This is a genomic window from Novosphingobium sp. PhB55 (assembly GCF_004368805.1).
Lineage (GTDB): Bacteria > Pseudomonadota > Alphaproteobacteria > Sphingomonadales > Sphingomonadaceae > Novosphingobium.
Window position 1 is genome coordinate 46,636 of sequence record NZ_SODQ01000003.1, and the last position, 15,524, is coordinate 62,159.

Annotated in this window: 12 protein-coding genes and 1 tRNA gene; 7 read left to right on the forward strand and 6 right to left on the reverse strand. The window is 65.3% G+C overall.

The genetic code is table 11. The annotated features are described in order from the left end of the window. Positions 1–97: 97 nt before the first annotated feature. From EDF57_RS07630 to EDF57_RS07650, 5 genes are all read left to right on the forward strand, one after another. A complete protein-coding gene (locus EDF57_RS07630; protein WP_134093789.1) occupies positions 98–1,675 on the forward strand; it encodes an AMP-binding protein in 1,578 nt (525 codons plus the stop codon). A gap of 33 nt (positions 1,676–1,708) precedes the next feature. Then, complete coding sequence (locus EDF57_RS07635; protein ID WP_134093790.1) at positions 1,709–2,851, forward strand: MaoC family dehydratase N-terminal domain-containing protein; 1,143 nt, start codon at positions 1,709–1,711, stop codon at positions 2,849–2,851. Positions 2,852–2,953: 102 nt separating this feature from the next. After that, the gene (locus EDF57_RS07640) at positions 2,954–3,976 is read left to right on the forward strand and encodes an alpha/beta hydrolase (RefSeq protein WP_134093791.1); all 1,023 of its coding nucleotides are present in this window, start codon (positions 2,954–2,956) and stop codon (positions 3,974–3,976) included. Further along, the gene (locus tag EDF57_RS07645) at positions 3,976–5,184 is read left to right on the forward strand and encodes a CoA transferase (RefSeq protein WP_134093792.1); all 1,209 of its coding nucleotides are present in this window, start codon (positions 3,976–3,978) and stop codon (positions 5,182–5,184) included. Before EDF57_RS07640 ends, EDF57_RS07645 begins: the two co-directional genes overlap by 1 nt. Before the next feature lie 110 nt (positions 5,185–5,294). Beyond that, the gene (locus EDF57_RS07650) at positions 5,295–6,212 is read left to right on the forward strand and encodes an SDR family NAD(P)-dependent oxidoreductase (protein WP_134094144.1); all 918 of its coding nucleotides are present in this window, start codon (positions 5,295–5,297) and stop codon (positions 6,210–6,212) included. A 97-nt stretch (positions 6,213–6,309) separates the two neighbouring features. On the opposite strand, the gene EDF57_RS07655 is transcribed toward EDF57_RS07650, so the two are convergent. The 4 genes from EDF57_RS07655 to dcd all read right to left on the reverse strand — a co-directional run bounded on the left by EDF57_RS07655 (position 6,310) and on the right by dcd (position 11,071). Continuing rightward, positions 6,310–9,246 (reverse strand): TonB-dependent receptor, encoded by a 2,937-nt coding sequence (locus EDF57_RS07655; RefSeq protein ID WP_134093793.1) that lies wholly within the window; start codon positions 9,244–9,246, stop codon positions 6,310–6,312. A 290-nt stretch (positions 9,247–9,536) separates the two neighbouring features. Next, positions 9,537–9,612: transfer RNA gene (locus tag EDF57_RS07660), tRNA-Val, on the reverse strand. A gap of 243 nt (positions 9,613–9,855) precedes the next feature. Further along, the gene (locus EDF57_RS07665; protein WP_134093794.1) at positions 9,856–10,443 is read right to left on the reverse strand and encodes a DoxX family protein; all 588 of its coding nucleotides are present in this window, start codon (positions 10,441–10,443) and stop codon (positions 9,856–9,858) included. A gap of 73 nt (positions 10,444–10,516) precedes the next feature. Next, positions 10,517–11,071 (reverse strand): dCTP deaminase, encoded by a 555-nt coding sequence (gene dcd / locus EDF57_RS07670; protein ID WP_132267991.1) that lies wholly within the window; start codon positions 11,069–11,071, stop codon positions 10,517–10,519. Between the two features lie 142 nt (positions 11,072–11,213). Here dcd and wecB point away from each other — a divergent pair, with 142 nt between their 5' ends. Together wecB and wecC are read left to right on the forward strand one after the other, a co-directional pair. Beyond that, positions 11,214–12,350 carry a UDP-N-acetylglucosamine 2-epimerase (non-hydrolyzing) gene (gene wecB, locus EDF57_RS07675; protein WP_132268707.1) on the forward strand — a complete coding sequence of 379 codons (1,137 nt, stop codon included), beginning with the start codon at positions 11,214–11,216 and terminating at the stop codon, positions 12,348–12,350. Next, positions 12,328–13,629 carry a UDP-N-acetyl-D-mannosamine dehydrogenase gene (wecC, locus tag EDF57_RS07680; protein WP_132267993.1) on the forward strand — a complete coding sequence of 434 codons (1,302 nt, stop codon included), beginning with the start codon at positions 12,328–12,330 and terminating at the stop codon, positions 13,627–13,629. The genes wecB and wecC overlap by 23 nt, the downstream gene beginning before the upstream one ends. A 55-nt stretch (positions 13,630–13,684) precedes the next feature. On the opposite strand, the gene EDF57_RS07685 is transcribed toward wecC, so the two are convergent. Further along, positions 13,685–13,906: a hypothetical protein gene (locus tag EDF57_RS07685; protein WP_132267994.1), complete on the reverse strand. Its 222-nt coding sequence runs from the start codon at positions 13,904–13,906 to the stop codon at positions 13,685–13,687. A 205-nt stretch (positions 13,907–14,111) separates the two neighbouring features. Further along, positions 14,112–15,491, reverse strand: a complete 1,380-nt coding sequence (locus EDF57_RS07690; RefSeq protein ID WP_134093795.1) for an L-serine ammonia-lyase — start codon at positions 15,489–15,491, stop codon at positions 14,112–14,114. Positions 15,492–15,524 lie beyond the last annotated feature (33 nt).

Below are 15,524 nucleotides of genomic sequence, written 5' to 3' on the forward strand. Positions count from 1 at the left end.
TTCAATATTTACAAAACAAGCCTGCTTCCGCACATTTGTTGAACACAAGGACAAATGGCCGGCCGCTGAGTCGTGTCGGTGCGGAGTGGGATGAGCGATGGTTAGGCTGACGGAACTGACAAGCTATGCCGATGCGCAGGCGCAGGCCTCGTCGGCCGCGCTGTGGGACCTGTTCGACGGCGACCGCGACGTGCTCAACATCGCTCACGAATGCATCACCCGTCATGCCGACGGTTCGGGCCGTCCCGCGGTGCGCATCGCGCATGCAGATGGTCGTGACGAGATCCTGAGCTTCGACAAGATCGCTGCCGGTGCCGCGCGGTTCGCGCATTGGCTGGACGCGGAAGGCGTGAAGCCGGGCGAGCGCATCGCTTTCATGCTCGAACCCTCGCTGCCGTTCTACGTCTGCCTGTTCGGCGCGATGCAGACGGGTGCGATCTCGGTGCCGCTGTTCACACTATTCGGGCCGGACGCGCTGAAGCTGCGCATTGACGACTGCAAGCCCGCCATCCTCATCACCAATGCCGAGAAGGCCGACCTCGCGCGCGGCGCGGTGACGGCCGAGAATGGGCTGCGCGTGATCGTCGCCGACGATGGCCTGCTGGACGAGATCGCGAAGTTCCCGGCGACTTACGAGCCCAGGACCAAGGCCGGCGACCTCGCCGTGTTCCAGTATACCAGCGGCACCACGCGTGAGCTGCCGGAGGCGGTGAAGCATACGCACAAGGCGCTCGTCACCCTCATGTTCGCGGCGCTCTATGGCACGGGAATCCGTCCGGGCGACGAGTTCTTCTGCCCGTCTTCGCCCGCATGGGGGCATGGCCTGTGGCACGGCACGCTGGCGCCGCTGGGCCTCGGTGTCACCACGGGCACCTTCGCCGGGCGCTTCGATCCGGTGCGGCTGATGCAGGCGCTGGACGATTACGGCATTACCAATATGTCGGCGGCGGCCACGCACTACCGGATGATGAAGAACAGCGGCGCGGCGGGGAACTTCGCGTTCCACTTCCGCAAGCTGTCCTACACCGGCGAGCCGATCGACCCGGCGACGCTGGAGTTCATCGACGGCGCGTTCAAGGTTCCGGTCTGCTCGATGTACGGCACCACCGAGATCGGCGTGGTGCTGGTGAACTATCCAGGCGCGAGCGACTTCACGGTGAAGCCCGGATCGCTGGGCAAGGCGGTTCCCGGGCAGAAGCTGGAAGTGCAGCGCCCCGATGGCACGCCCACAGCTCCCGGCGAGATCGGCGAGCTGATGCTCTGGCGGGGCGGCAATTGGATGACCACCAAGGACCGCGCGAAGATCGACGAGGAAGGCTACTTTTATCACTGCGGCCGCGCCGATGACGTGATCATCTCGGCGGGCTGGACGATGTCTGCCGTCGAGATCGAGAACACCATGCTGCGGCATGAGAACGTGCTCGAATGCGGCGTGATCGGCGTGCCGGACGAACAGCGCGGGCAAGTGGTGAAGGCCTTCGTCGTCGCCAACCGCGCGGGCGATGATGGCTTCGTCAAGGAGCTTCAGGACTTCACCCGCGAGCGTCTGGCCCAGCACGAATTCCCGCGCGTGGTGGAGTTCGTGGAAGAGCTTCCCAAGAACCCGGCCGGCAAGGTCCACCGCAAAATGCTGCGCGACCGGGAGGCGGCGAAGGCCGCTGAAGCGGTCGGCTGAAAACCAATCTCGAGAATTTAGGAGAGTACCGAAATGGCAACCACAGCAGAGCCCCAATCCAAGTTCCCCAAGATCACCGAGGCCGGTCTCGATGACCTGCGCGCCCGCATCGGCGTGAAGATCGAGAACACCGTCGAGCCGTGGAACTATGAAGCCACCCGCGACGCGATCCGCCACTATGCCCACGGCATTGGCGACGACAATCCGCTGTGGTGCGACCCGGAATATGCGGCGAAGACCAAGTACGGCTCGATCGTCGCGCTGCCTTCGTTCCTGTTCACCACCAGCCGCATCGTCTCGGGCTACTGCGGCGGTCTTTCGGGCGTGCACGCCATGTGGGCGGGTGCCGACTGGACCTGGCAGAAACCGGTGCTGCGCAACGACACAATCACTACGGTCGCCTATCTGAAGGATCTGGTCGAGCATCAGACCAAGTTCGCCGGCCGCTCGTTCCAGCAGATCTACCACGTCGACTTCTTCAACCAGAACGGCGAACAGGTTGCCGGCGCGGATTCGTGGGTGTTCCGCACCGACCGTGACGAGGCGCGCGAGCGCGGCACCAAGTACACCGAGGCACGCGGCCGCGTGGAGCCGTTCACGCAGGAACAGCTGGACGAATTCTACGACATCTACGACCAGGAAGAGATCCGCGGCGCCACCCCGCGCTACTTCGAGGACGTGAACGTCGGCGACAAGCTGCCGCCGATGATGAAGGGCCCGATGACCGTCACCGGCTTCATCTGCTACGCGCAGGGCTGGGGCGGCCTCTACATCCGTGCCAACAAGCTGGCCTACAAGATGCAGAAGGCGCACCCGGGCCTGGGCATCCGCAACCGCTTCAACGTGCCGGACTGCCCCGAGCGCGTGCACTGGGACGAAGCTTTCGCTCTCGAAGTGGGCGCGCCGGGCGCATACGATTACGGCCCGGAGCGTTGCTCGTGGCTGACGCACCACATGACCAACTGGATCGGCGACGACGGCTTCCTCACCAAGTCCGACTGCCAGATCCGCCGCCACAACCCGGACGGCGATGCCATCATCATCACCGGCGAAGTGACGCGCAAGTTCGAGGAAGGCGGCAAGAAGTTCGTCGAAGTGGCGCAGAAGGCCACCACCCATCGCGGTGAACTTTCGGCCTTCGGCACCGCCGTCGCGGAACTGCCCAGCAAGGGCTGATCGTCGGCCGTCCCGCATAACGGGGGAGCGATTTCGGCCCGGACCTTTGCAGAAGGTTCGGGCCGTGTCGTATGCTGGCCCGGAAAAGAGAACGGAGTGGAAATGGGACAGGATCACGCGGCAAGGCCGCAGTTCGATGCCAATGGCGACGTGCGCGTTCCGGCTTTTGTCCTGCCCGTCTCCACCCTGCTGAGCGAAGAGGCCGCGGCGATGCAACGCGCCCGCGCAGACACACCGGCGTTCGACGCGGCGGGTGAGCAGGAAGCCGATGTCGCGGTGCGGCGTGAGCAGATCAATGCCTATGCCGCGCAAGGTGTCGCGCGGCTGCGAGAGAACTTCGCGGTCGAGATCGTGCCCAGGGTGATCGGCGGCGTGGAGGTGCTGGACGTCACCCCCGCCGATAGTGGCCACGATCCGCAGCGCGTGCTGATCAACCTGCACGGCGGCGCCTTCACCGTGGGGTGGGACGGCATCGCGCTGATGGAGGCGATCCCCATCGCCGCGCTCGGCAAGTTCCGCGTCGTCAGCGTCAACTATCTCATGGCGCCCGAGCATCGCCATCCGGCCGGTGTGGAGGATGTCGCGGCGGTCTATGCTGCGCTGCTGACGGACTATGCCCCCGGCCGGATCGGCATCTACGGCGGATCGGCAGGCGGTGCTCTCACTGCGCAGGCGGCGGCATGGCTTCCCGCACATGGGCTGCCGCAGGCGGGCGCGGTCGGCATTTTCGGCGCGGGCGGCGTGCCGTTCGGGGCCGGAGAGTCGGCCTACGTCGCAGGCTATATCGACGGCTCATTCCCACCGCCGCCCGCTGACGGCAGCACGGCCATCGACATCACCCGTGGCTATTTTGACGGCTGCGACCCGCGCGATCCCAGCGCCTGGCCGGGCTATCATCTCGATGTGCTGGCCACGTTCCCGCCCACGCTCGTCATCACCGGCACGCGCGCCATGGACCTCAGCCCGGCGATCTTCACCAACTCGCAATTGCTCAAGGCAGGCGTGCGCTCGACGCTGATCGTGGGCGAGGGAATGGGCCACTGCTACCACTACAATATCGGCATTCCCGAGGGGCGTGATGCCGTGGCGGCGATCCTCTCCTTCTTTCGCGAGAACCTGGCCTGATGTCTGCAAAAGAACCTTGGGCCGGCCCGCTCGCCGGGGTGCAGGTGATCGATTTCACCCGCGTGCTCGCAGGCCCCGCCGCCTCGCTGGCGCTGGCCGACATGGGCGCCGAAGTGTTCAAGATCGAACCGCCCGGCACTGGCGATGAGACGCGCACGTTTCCGCCCACGCGGGACGGCGAGAGCCACTATTACCTCGCGGTCAATCGCGGGAAGAAGTCCATCGTCGTCGACCTCAAGAGCGAGGAGGGGCTGGCGCTCGTCCGCGATCTGGCGGCCAAGTGCGACGTGCTGGTGGAGAACTACCGCCCCGGTGTGATGGACCGGCTGGGCCTCGGTTACGAAGCGATGAAGGCGATCAATCCGCGCCTGATCTACTGCTCGATCTCCGGCTATGGCCAGACTGGGCCGCTGAAGGACCGGCCCAGCTTCGATATCGTGCTCCAGGCCATGTCCGGCGCGCTGTCCATGAACGGCGAGCCGGACGGACTGCCGACCAAGCTGGGCATTCCGCTGGGCGATCTGGTTGGCGGGATCAACGGGCCGATCGGCATCCTCTCGGCCCTCTACGAGCGCGAGCGGACCGGCGTGGGGCGGCATATCGACGTCAGCCTGATGGACGGGCTGATCGGCATGCTTGGCTACATTGCGCAACTGGCCTTCTTCAACGGCACCGACCCGAGCCGCGTGGGGTCGCAGCATCCCAATCTCGTCCCCTACGGCATCTTCCCGGCGCGCGAGGGTTCGATCGTCGTCGCCTGCCTGACGCCGGGGTTCTGGAGCCGCATCTGCCGCTCCATCGATCGGCCCGAGCTGATCGAGGATCCGCGTTACGACACGCTGGAAAAGCGCCGCGATGCGCGGGCTGACGTGAATGCGATCGTCAGCGCCTTCACCGAGCGGCACAGCGTGGACGAACTGGTGGCGATCTTCACCGCGCACGAAGTGCCGCATGCGCCGATCCTGGGCGTGTCCGAAGCGCTGGCGCAGCCGCAGGCGGTGGAGCGCGAGATGGTCGTGGAAACGCAGCACAAGACCCTGGGACCGATCCCCATCGTGGGCCGCCCGATCCGCTTCACCGATGCCCCGCAGCCGGTGCCGACCGCGCCGCCGGTGCTGGGCGAGCACACCGATTCCATTCTGGAAGACGTGCTCGATCTATCGCCCGAGCGGATCGCGGCGCTCAGGGCGTCGGGCATCGTTGCGTGAGGCCCGAACCTTCGTCATTGCGAACGCAGTGAAGCAATTCAGGGCGGTTGGGGCGGCCCTGGATTGCCGCGCGGCTTTGCCGCTCGCAATGACGATGAGTGGAGATGACTATGCCAGACTTGCGCTTCGACAATAGAGTCGCCGTGATCACCGGCGGCGGGCGCGGGCTGGGCCGAGCCCATGCGCTGCTGCTGGCGAGCCGAGGCTGCAAGATCGTGGTCAACGACCCCGGCGTGTCGATGGCGGGCGACGCCACCGAAGAAGGCCCCGCCGAAGCGCTCGCCGCCGAGATTCGCGCCTTGGGCGGAGAGGCCGTGGCAAACACCGACAGCGTCGCCACGCCGGAGGGCGGCAAGGCGATCGTCCAGTCGGCGCTCGATGCTTTCGGGCGGATCGATATTCTGATCCACTCGGCTGGCAACGTGCGGCGCGGCAGCCTCAGCGAACTCGCCTACGAGGATTTCACCGCCGTCCTCGATGTCCACCTGAAGGGCGCCTACCACGTCGTGCGGGCGGCGTTTCCGCACATGATGGCGCAGGGCTACGGCCGCATCGTGCTGACCAGTTCGATCAACGGCCTCTACGGCAAGTCGGACAATGTGACTTACGCGATGTGCAAGGCCGGTTTCATGGGCCTGTCCAACACCGCCGCGATCGAGGGCCAGCACGCCAATGTGAAGTCCAACCTGATCGTCCCGGCCGCCGTCACCCGCATGTCGGAAGGGATCGACACGAGCCAGTTCCCGCCGATGGAGCCGGAGCAAGTGGCGCCGATGGTCGGCTACCTCTGCCACGAAAGCTGCGAGGCTTCGGGCGAGATGTTCGTCGCCATGGGCGGCCGTCTGGCGCGCGCCAAGATCGTCGAGAACGAGGGCGCCTTCCGCAAGGACTGGAGCCTGGAACAAGTCGCCGCCGAGATCGGCGCGATCCGCGATGGCGGCGAGACGCTGGCATTTCCGCCAGTGCCGGACGGGCAGCTCGAACATCTGCTCTATGGCTTCGGCATGATCCGCGCCGCCACGGCCTGACCGCCAGAACGGAAAAGCCCGCCCGGTCTCGCGACCGGACGGGCTTTCCTGAAAAACGACCCCCGGGTGGGTGGAAGGGGTCGCTGTTCCTCCTGGATCAGAAGTTGGCCGTGAAGCCGACGAAGATCGTACGGCCCAAGGCGTCGTAGACACCGGGGTAGGTATTGCCGTTGCCGAAGTTCTGCAGCAGGCCCGAGTCGAGAGCCGGCGGATCCTTGTCGAACATGTTGTTCACGCCTGCGCGCAGGGTGAACCGCTTGTCGATCGCCTGGGTCAGCGACAGGTCGAAGTAGTTGTAGGCGCTGATCTTGCGGTTCACGACGGTCTTGTCTGCCGAAAGCAGCGGATTGTCGGTCAGGCTCGACAGCTTGGTGCCGCCGATGTGGCGCCAGGACAGCGAGACGGTCGTGTCGGTGGGGGTCATCCACGAAAGACGCGCGACATGGCGCCATTCGGGGGTGGGCTGGCCGCAAGTATAGCCGAACAGGCCCTTGCAGTCGTAGGAGCCACCATCGGGCACCGGCTGCGAAACCTGCTCGATGAGGTAGGTGCCCACGAGACCCAGATTGACGCTGCCCAGATTGCCGACGTCGAAGGTGTAATCCGCATTCACGTCGAGACCAGAGGTCTTGAGGTAGCCCGTGTTCATCGTGGTGGAGATGATGTAGCCCGAATTCTGGCCGAAGACCTGGCCCGAGCGCGGATCGCGAACGAACAGGCCGCAGAAGTACGGATCACCCGTGGCGGCGCACTGACCCATGATCAGCGACGGCGCGATCGAACCGATGTAGTCCTTCACCTTGATGTTGTAGTAGTCGATCGACAGCGAGAAGCGGCGCAGCGCCTGCGGTGTGATGACGACGCCAAGGGTATAGGTGTCTGCGGTTTCGGGCTTGAGTGCGACGTTGCCGCCGCCAAGACCGGAGCACTGGTCGGACGGGCATCCGGGGATGCTGCCGTACATGGCCTGGGTCACGCCGGTGGCCTGGCAGATCTCGAACGAGGCGCTCGGATTGGCACCGGCGCAAGGGTCGGTGCCGTTGACGTTGCCAACCGCCTGCGAGGCGAAGAGTTCAGCCACGTTCGGCGCGCGGATGGCGCGGTTGTAGCTGGCGCGCACGCGCAAGTCGTCGACCGGCGCCCACGAGATTTCGCCCTTGTAGGTCCAGACGTTGTAACCCGACTTGATGCCGGTCGAGTTCTGCTTGTTGTCGTAAGACGAGTAGCGCAGGCCGCCGTTGATCGTGAGCGAGCGGAAGAACGGCTTGTTCTCGATCAGCGGGATTTCGATTTCGCCGAAGGCCTCGGTCACGGCGATGATACCGTCGGAGGGCAACACGCCGTTCTGCTGCGCCACTTCGTCGGCCGTGAAGTTCAGTGTTTCGCGGCGGCGTTCGACGCCAAGCGCGATGCCGACGCCCGATTCCGCCCAGGGCAGGGTCACGCCCATCTGGCCGAGGTCGCCGCTCAGCGATCCGGAGATCACACCCAGCGAATTGCGCGAGGCGGTGTTGCTTTCGCCGAAGATGTAGGCGGCCTGGTCTGCCGTCACGCCGCTGGGCGTGAAGACGTTGATCGGAATGCAGTTCGGATCGGTACCGTCGATGACCGAGCGGCAGGTCGGCACGCCGTTGACGCTGACGGCGTTGAGGGCGAGGCCCGCCTTCGCCTGGTTCACGTCGTTCAGGTACGTTTCCTTGAACTTCACCAGCGAGTACATGTAGTTGACGTCGTAGCTGAAGCCGCTGCCGATGTCGCCGCGCAGGCCCGCCGAATAGCGGTAGTCGTTGAAGCGCAGGTTGTCGCGGCGCGGCTGGCCGACGACGCGGTAGCCCACGTTGGTCGGAGCGGTCGCGTCGGTGCCGGCAGCCGAACCGCAGATCGCGGCAAGCTGGGATGCGTTGGCGTAAGGGTTGTTGCAGGATACGTCGAACGCCGTCCCGAACCAGACCGCCGAAGGCGCGACCTGAGAGAACGTCTGGTCGTTCATGTACATGAAGCTGCCGTAGACTTCGGCCGCCTTGCTGAATTCGTACCGTGCGAAGCCGCCCGCCGTGATGCGCTCGTCGGAGCGCTGGAAGTAGTTGTCCGGCGAGGTGTTGTAGGCATACGAAGGATCGTAGGGCACCAGCGTGCCGCTGCCGTCGCGGTTGTTGATGAGGGTCTGGCCCTTGTACGGGCTCAGGTCCGAGAGCGGAATGAACGAGCCGTAAGGGGTGTTGCTGGAACCGCCGCAGAACAGCTGATCGAAGCTGCCGGAGCCGGCAACGGATTCACGGTCCTGCAGGGCGCAGGCGGAGACGTCGCGGCTCGACTGGCGGACCGGGCTGAACTTGCGGTAGCCGCCATAGACGGTGATGTTGCCGCGGCCATCGGCGAAGTTCTTGCCCGCCGCGATGGTGACATCCTGCTTGCCGCCATCGATGACCGAGGACGGGGCCGTTTCGTAGCCCGAGCCGCTCTGCAGCGCGCGGAGCGAACTGTTGTTGTTATTGTGCTGCGAGAAGCCGGTCTGCGCGTCGATGCGAACGCCGTCGAGGTCCTTCTTGAGGACGAAGTTGACGACGCCCGACAGCGCGTCCGAACCGTAGACTGCCGAGGCGCCGCCCGACATCACGTCGACGCGCTCGACGAGGGCGCTGGGGATGAAGGAGAGGTTGATGGCCTGCGAAGGCATCAGGCGCTGACCGTCGAGCAGCGTAAGCACGCGGTTCGAGCCGAGGTTGCGCAAGTTGATCTTGGACGTGCCGTCCGAACCGTTCGAGACGTTCTCGTTGGCGTCGGCGGTGAACTGCGGCAGGCGGTTCAGCACCTGCTCTACCGTGGTTGCGCCCTGGTAGCGGAACTCGTCGGCGCCCACGACGGTCTGCGGGCTGTTGCTCTCAAGGTCGGCGCGCTTGATGCGGGTGCCGGTGACGACGATGTCGTTGGCAACGCCGGCATCGGCCGGCGCCGCTTCTTGGGCCTGGGCCGTGCCAGCGATGATCGCTGTCAGTGCGGCCGCGCAATAAAGTTTCCTTCTGTGACCCCTCATGGTCGTAACTCCCTTTTGATTGCGCCAACCTTGCGTCACAAATCCGACATTGTCAAATATCGTATACGAAATATCGTATCGCGGTGAAATTGGGTTAATTCATGCGCAACAAGCGGGCGAATCTGCCCGCGGGACGGCCGAATCGAGGCCGCGCCGAAAAGACGATGCAGGGAGCTTGAAAGGGGAAAGGGGCGCCTGCCGAATCGACGGCAGGAGTGGTCAGCGTGCCAACGCGATGCGCCGCATCGGACCGGAAATCCGGTCTGAGACGCATTGCCAGCGATATGGAATGGTGGGCGGTGAGGGGCTCGAACCCCCGACCCTCTCGGTGTAAACGAGATGCTCTACCAACTGAGCTAACCGCCCGAAGCGACCCGCGTGGGGTGGCTCGGAGGCCGCTTTACGAGAAATCCTCACCGGGTCAACTGGGAGCTGGGCAGTTTTCGTCGTTTCCGCAGGTTTCCGGGGAAGGACTGTCCTACAGGGCCCGATCGCGCGGGCGCATACGCCGCGGAAAAAAGGCGGTTGTCGGTGGATTCAGGCAGCGGATCGCCTTCCCGTTCCACCAGATGCGCGGGACGGGAAGGCGATTCGGTCTTCGTGGAGGGGTTACCAGTCGAACCAGCGGCGATGGCGGGCGCGGACTTCGGGGATGCCGTCGTGGTTGTAGTCGGTCACGACGGTGCGCGGGGTGGTTTCCACGTAAGTCGGTGCGGTCTGGTTTTCGGCGATGGCGTCGGCGCGGGCTTCGGCGCGGGCGGCGCGCAGTTCGGCGTCGCGAATGCGTTCCTCGGCGCTGCGGGCCGCCAGTTCACCGTGACGCTCGCGGGCGATGGCGTAATAGTGGCTCCACATCTGGCTATGTGCGAAGGCCAGCGCGAGGCCGCCGATGATGGCCACGTTCTTCAGGGCCATGACCTGCTGCATGGGGTCGGTGAACTTGTTGTGGAAGAACAGGATCGTCGCGGCGACGAAGACCGCCAGCAGGACAGATACCAGGCGCACCATGAACCCCGCGGCAAGGCACAGCCCGGCCAGAAGTTCGAACAGGCCGACCGGAACGGCGAGCCCTCCCGGCAGGCCGGCAGCAACGATCATGGTCTCGGTAGAGCTGATGTCCATCAGCTTGGAGGCACCGGAAATCACGAAGATCAGGGCGATCAGGAAGCGCCCGATTATGGCAGCGATCTTGGACATGTCTTCTCTCCCGACATGGCGTTCATGCCGGGAGAAGCGGACGTATCGGGGGATTGTTCCCTGGCGCCCGGGCCTAGAGCTTGGGAAGGGTTACGCCGAGCTGGCCCATGTACTTGCCGGCGCGGTCGGCATAGCTCGTCTCGCAGGGTTCGTTGCCCTTGAGGAAGAGGAACTGGCAGGCGCCTTCGTTTGCATAGATCTTGGCGGGTAGCGGCGTCGTGTTCGAGAATTCCAGCGTGACGTGGCCCTCCCAGCCCGGTTCCAGCGGGGTGACGTTCACGATGATGCCGCAGCGGGCATAAGTGCTCTTGCCCAGGCAGATGACCAGGACGTCACGCGGCACGCGGAAATATTCGACCGTGCGGGCCAGCGCGAAGGAATTCGGCGGGATCACGCAGACGTCGGTTTCGCGGTTCACGAAGGAATTGTTGTCGAAGTTCTTGGGATCGACCACCGCCGAATCGACATTGGTGAAGATCTTGAACTCCGGCGCGACGCGGGCGTCGTAGCCGTAGGAGGACAGCCCGTAGGAGATGCAGCCGTCGCGGCGCTGAGCCTCGACGAAAGGCTCGATCATGCCGTTTTCCAGCGCTTGGCTGCGGATCCATTTGTCGCTCAGGATAGACATGAAAGCGTGATTGCCGATGGGCGGGGCGGGGGCAAGCCCCCCGGCCACCTTGTCCACGCCCGGAAATGGAGCGGCGTTCGGTCTTTTAACTTCACCCTTACCCCTCCGCTGCTATGTCCGCCGCATGACCGCCCAGACCCGCATGACCCCGGCCCGTATCCTCGTCGTCTTCGGCACGCGCCCGGAAGCGATCAAGCTGTTTCCCGTGATCCACGCGCTCAAGGCCGATCCGCGTTTCGAATGCGTGGTCTGCGTCTCGGCGCAGCATCGCCAGATGCTGGACCAGGTGCTGGAGATTGCCGGGATCGTGCCCGATCACGATCTCGACGTGATGCAGCCGGACCAGACGCTGGATGCGCTCACGGCGAACCTGCTGACAGGGCTGGGCAAAGTGATGGACGCGGCCCGGCCGGACCGCGTCATCGTGCAGGGCGATACGGCCACGGCGATGGCCGGGGCGCTGGCGGCCTATTATCGCAAGCTGCCGGTCGACCATGTCGAGGCGGGGTTGCGCTCGGGCAATATCTACCATCCCTGGCCCGAGGAGGTGAACCGCAAGATCATCGGCGGCATGGCCAGCCTGCACTTCGCGCCCACCGAAACGTCGCGGAACGCGCTGGTCAACGAGAACGTCGATCCCTCGCGCGTCCATGTCACGGGCAATACCGTGATCGATGCGCTGGAATGGGTGACGGCCGAAATCGCGCGCGAACCGGCGCTGGCCGCGGGGCTGGCCGATCTTGAGACGCGCTTTGCGGGCAAGCGGATCATCGGCGTCACCAGCCATCGGCGCGAGAATTTCGGAGAGGGCATGGAGCAGATCGCCCAGGCCATTCGCCGCATCGCCGAACGGAGCGATACGGCCGTGATCTTCCCGGTCCACCTCAATCCCAATGTGCGCAAGGTCATGAACGAGCGGCTTTCCGGGCTGGACAACGTCGCCCTGATCGAGCCGCTGGACTATCCGCACTTTGCACGGCTGCTGGCGATCTCCGAGATCATGCTGACCGATTCGGGCGGGGTGCAGGAAGAAGCGCCGGCGCTGGGCAAGCCGGTGCTGGTCATGCGCGAGACCACCGAACGGCCGGAAGGCGTCGCGGCCGGCACCGCGAAGCTGGTGGGAACCTCGGCCGAGACGATCGTTACCGAAATATCAACCTTGTTGGATGATAGGGGAGCCTACGAGACCATGGCGCGCGCTCACAATCCTTTCGGAGATGGGCAGACTTCGCGCCGAATCGTGGAGCTGCTTGCGCATGAAATCGGATTCGAAGCCTGACGTCTGTGTCGTGGGTCTTGGCTATATCGGCCTTCCCACCGCTGCCGTGATCGCCCGCGCCGGGTGCAAGGTGCTTGGCCTCGACGTCTCGCAGAACGTCGTGGACACCATCAACCGCGGCGAGATTCATATCGAGGAAGTCGATCTCGACGGCCTTGTGCAAGGCGTCGTGTCGCGCGGGCTGCTTTCGGCCGCCACCGAGATCGCGCCTGCCGATGTCTTCGTGATTGCGGTGCCCACGCCGTTCGACAAGGACCACGCGCCGGACATCTCCTATGTCCTCGCCGCCGGCCGCTCGGTCGCCGCGGTGCTCAAGGCGGGGGACGTGGTGATTCTCGAATCGACGTCGCCGGTCGGCACGACCGATCAACTGCGCGACCTGATCGCCGAGCTGCGGCCGGACCTGAAGATTCCGGGCAAGACGCGCGACATCCCGGATGTCTCGATCGCCTATTGCCCCGAGCGCGTGCTGCCCGGCCGCATTCTTGAGGAACTGACCAACAACGATCGCTCGATCGGCGGCATCACCCCGCGCTGCGCGCGCAAGGCGCTGGCGTTCTACAAGCGCTTCGTGCGCGGCGAGTGCGTGACCACCGATGCCCGATCGGCCGAGATGACCAAGCTGGTCGAAAACGCCTATCGCGACGTCAACATCGCTTTCGCCAACGAGCTGTCGATGGTGGCGGACCGCATGGGGCTGGACGTGTGGGAAGTCATCCGCCTCGCCAACCGCCATCCGCGCGTCAACATCCTGACGCCGGGACCGGGCGTGGGCGGGCACTGCATCGCCGTCGATCCCTGGTTCATCGTCCACGGTGCGCCTGAGGAAACGCCGCTGATTCGCACTGCGCGCGGCGTCAACGACCACAAGATGAGCCATGTCATCGCCAAGGCCGAAGCGCTGGTAGAGGCCAATCCCGAGGCGAAGGTCGCCTGCCTGGGGCTCGCCTTCAAGGCCAATATCGACGATTTCCGCGAGAGCCCGGCCCGCTTCGTCACGAGCCGTCTGGCCCGCAAATTCGGCAGCCGCATCCATGTGGTGGAACCTTACGCGGCGCAGTTGCCCATCGAGTTCACCGATACGGGCGCTGTCCAGATCGACATCGACGATGCGCTGGAGACTTGCGAAATCCTGATCGTCCTGGTCGACCATGACGTGTTCCGCGTGGTGCCGCTGGCCGAGCGTGCGGAAAAGCTGGTCTACGATACGCGCGGCATCTGGCCGGACCAGCCCCGCGTCGTGCGCGAGGAAGAGGCGCGGCTGGCGCTGACGGCCTGAGGCCAGCGCCCTTCCATCAGGTCCGGCCCCCGCGTGAACGAGGGCCGGGAAGGCGTCAGCGGCAGACCTTTACCTTGCGGCCGTGCTGCACGACGTAGCGGCAGGTGACCTTCTTGTGCACGGGCTTGCGGACGGCGGTTTTCTTCACCGTCGTCTTCTTCACCACGGTCTGGTGATGCGGCGTGGGATGACGCTCAGGCTGGGCCATGGCGGCACCGGCAGGAACGAGCGCGCCCAGTGCGAGGGCGGCAAGGAGAGTGGCGCCGGTCTTCGTCATTGTTGGTATCCTTCTGAAATTCAAACATTCGCCTGACTTTTCTGGCGATCGCAGCGTCGCACCCGCCGCGCGGGAGGTGCAAAGCACGAGAGTGCCTGAAGTTGCGGTGAACATCGGAAAGGATGAGGCGTGGGAACGGGCCGGCTCGCCCCTGATGCGCGGCCCCGTGCGAGGTCCTGAGTGAAGCCGCGCGCGAGGCTTGCCGTCAGCAGGCCACCACGTTGATCGCCAGCCCGCCCTGGCTGGTTTCCTTGTACTTGCTGGACATGTCGAGCCCGGTCTGGCGCATCGTCTCGATCACCTGGTCAAGCGACACCCGCGGGGTCTCGCCCGCATGGAGCGCGAGCTTGGCGGCATTGACCGCCTTGACCGAGGCGATCGCATTGCGTTCGATGCAGGGGATCTGCACCAGACCGCCGACGGGATCGCAGGTGAGGCCGAGGTTGTGCTCCATGCCGATCTCGGCCGCCGCACAGACCTGTTCGGGCGTGCCGCCCCAGACCGCCGCCAGCCCCGCTGCCGCCATCGAGCAGGCGACGCCCACTTCGCCCTGGCAACCCATTTCGGCCCCCGAGATCGAGGCGCGCTGCTTGTAGAGCAGGCCGATCCCGGCAGCGGTGAGCAGATAGCGGCGCGCCTTGCCGGGGACGGCCTTGCGTCCTTCGCTGCAATATTGCCGCAGAAGCGAGGGGATGATGCCGGCCGCGCCGTTGGTGGGGGCTGTGACGACCCGGCCGCCGCTGGCATTTTCCTCGTTCACCGCCATGGCATAGAGGTTCAGCCAGTCCATCAGCGTCTCGGCCTGGTTGTCCTGCGGGCGCGAGATCAGGTTCTGGTGGATCGCGCGGGCGCGGCGGCGGACCTTGAGCGCGCCGGGCAGCAGGCCCTCGCGTTCGAGGCCGCGGTCTATGCAGGCATTCATGGCATCGGCGATGGCGTCCAGCCCGGCGAGGGTCTCCGCCTCTTCGCGCCGCGCGGCCTCGTTGGCCAGCATGACGCCGGCGATGTCGAGCCCGCTGGTCTCGCAGACTTCCAGAAGCTGCGCGCCCGAGCCGAAGGGCCAGGCGACCGGCGGGCCGTGCGTCACCTGATCGTCCGGCGCGGGTTGTTCCAGCTGGTGGCGGCTGGAAAAGAAGCCGCCGCCCGTCGAGAAATAATCGTGCCGGGCGAGTTCCGCGCCGGTTTCGTCGAAGGCGGTCAGCACCATGCCATTGGGATGAAGGTCGGGAATGTGCTCGAAATCGAGCACGAGATCGGTGGCGGGATCGAAGGCGATCTCGCGCCGGCCGAGCAGCGCGATCCGGTGTGTCTCGCGCACGGCGGCGGCGGCGGCCTGGGCTTCCTCGGGTTCGGCGGTCTCGGGCTGGAAGCCGATCAGCCCCATCAGGCAGGCGTCCGGCGTGCCGTGGCCTTCGCCCGTCAGCGCCAGCGAGCCCTGCAATTCCACCAGCACCCGCGCGATCGCGGCGAATTGTCCGGCGTCATCCAGCGTCTGGAGGAACCGGGCGGCGATTCGCATCGGGCCGACCGTGTGCGAACTGGAAGGGCCAAGACCGATGCGGAAAAGGTCGAGTGCCGAGATCAAGAGAGAGACTCATGCAGGAAAAGGGGGAAGAAC

Excerpts from the sequence above, each read along its gene's own strand:
- EDF57_RS07630 (WP_134093789.1), top strand. The coding sequence starts at position 98 with ATGGTTAGGCTGACGGAACTGACAAGCTATGCCGATGCGCAGGCGCAG.
- EDF57_RS07635 (WP_134093790.1), top strand. The coding sequence starts at position 1,709 with ATGGCAACCACAGCAGAGCCCCAATCCAAGTTCCCCAAGATCACCGAG.
- EDF57_RS07640 (WP_134093791.1), top strand. The coding sequence starts at position 2,954 with ATGGGACAGGATCACGCGGCAAGGCCGCAGTTCGATGCCAATGGCGAC.
- EDF57_RS07645 (WP_134093792.1), top strand. The coding sequence starts at position 3,976 with ATGTCTGCAAAAGAACCTTGGGCCGGCCCGCTCGCCGGGGTGCAGGTG.
- EDF57_RS07650 (WP_134094144.1), top strand. The coding sequence starts at position 5,295 with ATGCCAGACTTGCGCTTCGACAATAGAGTCGCCGTGATCACCGGCGGC.
- EDF57_RS07655 (WP_134093793.1), bottom strand. The coding sequence starts at position 9,246 with ATGAGGGGTCACAGAAGGAAACTTTATTGCGCGGCCGCACTGACAGCG.
- EDF57_RS07665 (WP_134093794.1), bottom strand. The coding sequence starts at position 10,443 with ATGTCCAAGATCGCTGCCATAATCGGGCGCTTCCTGATCGCCCTGATC.
- dcd (WP_132267991.1), bottom strand. The coding sequence starts at position 11,071 with ATGTCTATCCTGAGCGACAAATGGATCCGCAGCCAAGCGCTGGAAAAC.
- wecB (WP_132268707.1), top strand. The coding sequence starts at position 11,214 with ATGACCCCGGCCCGTATCCTCGTCGTCTTCGGCACGCGCCCGGAAGCG.
- wecC (WP_132267993.1), top strand. The coding sequence starts at position 12,328 with ATGAAATCGGATTCGAAGCCTGACGTCTGTGTCGTGGGTCTTGGCTAT.
- EDF57_RS07685 (WP_132267994.1), bottom strand. The coding sequence starts at position 13,906 with ATGACGAAGACCGGCGCCACTCTCCTTGCCGCCCTCGCACTGGGCGCG.